Genomic DNA, 4251 nt, shown 5'->3' with positions numbered 1-4251 from the left:
CTGCAGAAGGGCGAGAAGGTCGGCCTCGTCGGCCCGAACGGCGCCGGCAAGACGACGCTCTTCCGCATGATCATCGGCCAGGAGCAGCCGGACGAAGGCCAAGTCTCAGTCGATCGCGGCGTTACCATCGGCTATTTCAGCCAGGATGTCGGTGACATGGAGGGGATGAGCGCCGTCGCCGAGGTGATGGAAGGCGCCGGCCCGGTGAGCGCCGTCGCAGCCGAGATGCGCGAGCTCGAGCACGCCATGGGCGATCCCGACCGCGCCGACGAGATGGACGCGATCATCGAGCGCTATGGCGAGTTGCAGCACCGCTTCGAGGAACTCGACGGCTATGCGCTCGACGGCCGCGCCCGCGAGGTGCTCGACGGCCTCGGCTTCTCCCAGGAGATGATGGACGGCGACGTTGCAAAACTCTCCGGCGGCTGGAAGATGCGCGTCGCGCTCGCCCGTATCCTGCTGATGCGGCCCGACGTCATGCTGCTCGACGAGCCGAGCAACCATCTCGATCTTGAGAGCCTGATCTGGCTGGAGAAATTCCTCAAGGACTATGACGGCGCGCTGCTGATGACCTCGCATGACCGCGAGTTCATGAACCGCATCGTTTCGAAGGTGATCGAGATCGACGCCGGCGCGCTCACCTCCTATTCCGGCAATTACGAATTCTACCAGGAGCAGCGGGCGCTGGCCGACAAGCAGCTGCAGGCGCAGTTCGACCGCCAGCAGGCGATGCTTGCCAAGGAGATCGCCTTCATCGAGCGCTTCAAGGCGCGCGCCTCGCACGCCGCCCAGGTGCAGAGCCGGGTGAAGAAGCTCGACAAGATCGACCGCGTCGAGCCGCCCAAGCGTCGCCAGACGGTGGCCTTCGAGTTCCAGCCTGCGCCGCGCTGCGGCGAGGACGTGGCGACGCTGAAGGGCATCCACAAATCCTATGGCAGCCGCTCGATCTATGCCGGCCTTGACTTCCAGATCCGCCGCCGCGAGCGCTGGTGCGTGATGGGCGTCAACGGCGCCGGCAAGTCGACGCTTTTGAAGCTCGTGGCCGGCGCCTCCGAGCCAGATGAGGGCTCGGTGGCGCGCGGTCCGAGCGTCAAGATGGGCTATTTCGCCCAGCACGCCATGGAACTGCTCGACGGCGAGCGCACCGTGTTTCAGACGCTGGAAGACAATTTCCCGCAGGCCGGCCAGGCACCGCTCAGGGCTTTAGCCGGCTGCTTCGGCTTTTCCGGCGACGAGATCGAGAAGAAGTGCCGCGTGCTCTCGGGCGGCGAGAAGGCAAGGCTGGTCATGGCGCTGATGCTGTTCGATCCGCCGAACCTTCTGGTGCTCGACGAGCCGACCAACCACCTCGACATGGCGACCAAGCAGATGCTGATCGAGGCGCTGGCGCAATATGAAGGCACGATGCTGTTCGTCTCGCACGACCGCCATTTCCTGTCCGCACTATCGAACCGCGTGCTGGAGCTCACGCCGGATGGCATCCACACCTATGGCGGCGGCTATACGGAATATGTCGCCAGGACGGGGCAAGAGGCACCGGGGCTGAGGGGGTAGGGCGGCGCTCTGACCTCCGAGCGTAGTAGCGTGGAGAAGCCTTGACCCGTCGGCAGGACAGAGGGGGGCGCGAAGGATCGCGACCGATCTCACCCTTGCGCCGCCTCCTCGTGAGAAGTCACGGCAGGATCCGGGCTCCGTGAGGCGCCCAACGCCCCCACTACTCCCTCGCCAAACCGCGCTCGATCAGGCGAGCAAGCCGCGCCGAAAACGCCCTGGCATCGGCTGGCTTGTCGCCGTCCAGCACGCGCGCCTCGTCGTAAAGCAGATGCGCGGCGTCTTCCTTGAAAGCGCGCTCGCCGTCGCCGAGCTTCGCCAGCGCCGTGACGCGCTCGTGCCGCGGGTTGATCTCGAGGATCGGCTTCGCCGCCTTGTCGAGGCGGCCGGCGGCGTTGAGCAGCCGCTCGAACTGGCGGTCGGGACCGTGCTCCGGTGCGACCAGGCAGACCGCGCTTTCGGTCAGGCGGTCGGAGGCCTTCACGTCCGAGACCTCGTCTCCCAGCGCCGTCTTCACGAAGGCCAGGAAGGTCGCGATTTCGGACGAGATTTCGGCATCCGGCTTGGACGCGGTGTCGAGCAGCGGGATCTCCGACAGTTCGGCCGCGCCCTGCGTCACCGATTTGATTGGCTTGCCGTCGAATTCCGGCGCCATCGTCGTCCAGAAACTGTCGACCGGATCGGTCAAAAGCAGCACTTCGATGCCGCGCGCCCGGAACCCTTCGAGCTGCGGCGAGACCTCGAGCCGGGCGCGGTCTTCCCCGGCCATGAAGAAGATCGCCTTCTGCCCTTCCTTCATCGCGGCGACATAATCGGCCAGGCTGCGCAGCGTCTCGCCGGAAGCGGTCGAGCGGAAGCGGGCGAGCTTCAGCAGCTGCTCGCGCCGCTCGTAGTCCTCGTAGATGCCTTCCTTGAGCACGACGCCGAGATTCTCCCAGATCTTGGCGTAGGCCTCGGCATCGTTATCGGCGAGTTTGCCCAGATCGCCGAGGACGCGGTTGGTGACACCCTTGCGGATCGCGGCGAGCAGCGGGCTTTCCTGGATCATCTCGCGCGAGACGTTGAGCGGCAGATCGGCGGAATCGACCAGGCCGCGCACGAAGCGCAGGTAGCGCGGCAACACGTCGGCATCGTCGGTGATGAAGACGCGCCGCACGTAGAGCTTCATACGACCCTTGCGGTCCTGGTCGAAGAGATCGAACGGACGCGAGCCCGGCACGAAGGCAAGTGCGCTGTATTCGTGCCGACCCTCGGCGCGGAAGTGGATGGTGGCGGCCGGCTCGTCATACTGGCCGGCGATGCTGCGGTAGAAGTCGGTATATTCCTCGGGCTTTATGTCGCTCTTCGGCCTCACCCAGAGCGCCGTGCCGTCGGCGACATCGCGCGGCTCGGCGCCCGGCTTCTCAACAAGCGTGATCGGCACCGGCACGTGGCCGGACTGCGACTTCGCCAGCCCTTCGAGCCGGTAAGGCGTGGTGTAGGAACTCGCATCGTCCATCAGATGCAGCACGACGCGCGTGCCGCGCCTGGGAGCTGCCGCAAGCGGCACGGGAGCGATCTCGTAGGTGCCCTTGCCGTCGGAAGACCAGCGCCAGGCTTCCTCGCTGCCGGCCTGCCGGCTGATGACATCGACATGATCGGCCACCATGAAAGCGGAGTAGAAGCCGACGCCGAACTGGCCGATGAGTTGCGAGTCCTCAGTCGCCTTGCCAGCCTCGACGCGCTCGATGAAGGCACGGGTGCCGGAGCGTGCGATGGTGCCCAGAGCCTCGGCCATCTCCTCGCGGCCCATGCCGATGCCGTTGTCCTCGACGGCAAGCTGCTTGTTGTCGGGGTCGGCCGAAATAGTGATGCGCGGCTTTGCGTCCTCGCCCAGCAGCTCGGGACGGGTGATCGCTTCGAAGCGCAGCTTCTCGCACGCGTCCGCGCCGTTGGAGATCAGCTCGCGCAGGAAGACGTCCCGGTCCGAATAGACCGAATGCACCATCATGTGCAGCAGCCGCGAGACATCCGCCTCGAATGTCCTGGTTTCCGTCGTCTTGGTATCCGTCGTCATTCAGAATCTTCCCACATAGTAACTCTGGCCCGTCGCGCCGCGGCGTGTCGAAGCTGCCGATCTCCGCCGATGAGGGGAGATGTCCGACAGGACAAAGGGGACGCGTCCCGCCAGCCGATCTGTCGCGGAGTGCTTTCTCGCTTTTCCGGTTCTTGTCAATTCAGAAGGGTGCCGTTTCCCTCGCGCTCCCTTTTGCCCTGCCGACCAATCTCCCCCAATTGAACCCTGTCGGGGGAGATTGGCTGTGTCGGCGCCGCGCCTCCCCAGCGTCCTAGAAGTCCATGCCGGCGCCGGCGGGCATGGCGGGTGCCGCTTCCTTCTTCGGCTTCTCGGCGACCATCGCCTCAGTGGTGACGAGCAGGCCGGCGATCGAGGCTGCATCCTGCAGCGCGGTGCGCACGACCTTGGCCGGATCGATAACGCCCTGGCTGAAAAGATCGCCATATTCGCCGGTCTGGGCGTTCCAGCCATAGGCGAAATCGGTCTTCTCGCGCAGCTTGCCGACGATGATCGAGCCTTCCGCCCCGCTGTTCTCGGCGATCTGACGCGCCGGCGCCTCGATGGCGCGCCGCACGATGTCGACGCCGTATCTCTGGTCGGGGTTGTCGGCAGCCACCGCGTCGAGCGCATTGGCGGCCCTGAGC

The 4251-nt window shown here is 65.6% G+C and carries 3 protein-coding genes; 1 reads left to right on the top strand and 2 read right to left on the bottom strand.

Annotation, left to right across the window (positions count from 1 at the left end; genetic code table 11):
- Positions 1–1554, top strand: a 1554-nt coding sequence (locus tag EOA60_RS21085; RefSeq protein ID WP_164899440.1) for an ABC-F family ATP-binding cassette domain-containing protein, incomplete at its 5' end; no start/stop codon positions are given.
- A gap of 160 nt (positions 1555–1714) precedes the next feature.
- Here EOA60_RS21085 and htpG read toward each other — a convergent pair.
- The gene (gene htpG, locus EOA60_RS21080; RefSeq protein ID WP_095824638.1) at positions 1715–3607 is read right to left on the bottom strand and encodes a molecular chaperone HtpG; all 1893 of its coding nucleotides are present in this window, start codon (positions 3605–3607) and stop codon (positions 1715–1717) included.
- 271 nt (positions 3608–3878) lie between these two features.
- Positions 3879–4251: TCP-1/cpn60 chaperonin family protein (locus EOA60_RS21075; RefSeq protein ID WP_281060761.1), on the bottom strand; the 373-nt coding region annotated here is incomplete at its 5' end.

Origin of the sequence: Mesorhizobium sp. M1A.F.Ca.IN.020.06.1.1 (genome assembly GCF_004023265.1) — a bacterium.
Taxonomy (GTDB): Bacteria; Pseudomonadota; Alphaproteobacteria; order Rhizobiales; family Rhizobiaceae; genus Mesorhizobium.
This window is presented reverse-complemented; position numbering and strand designations above follow the sequence as displayed.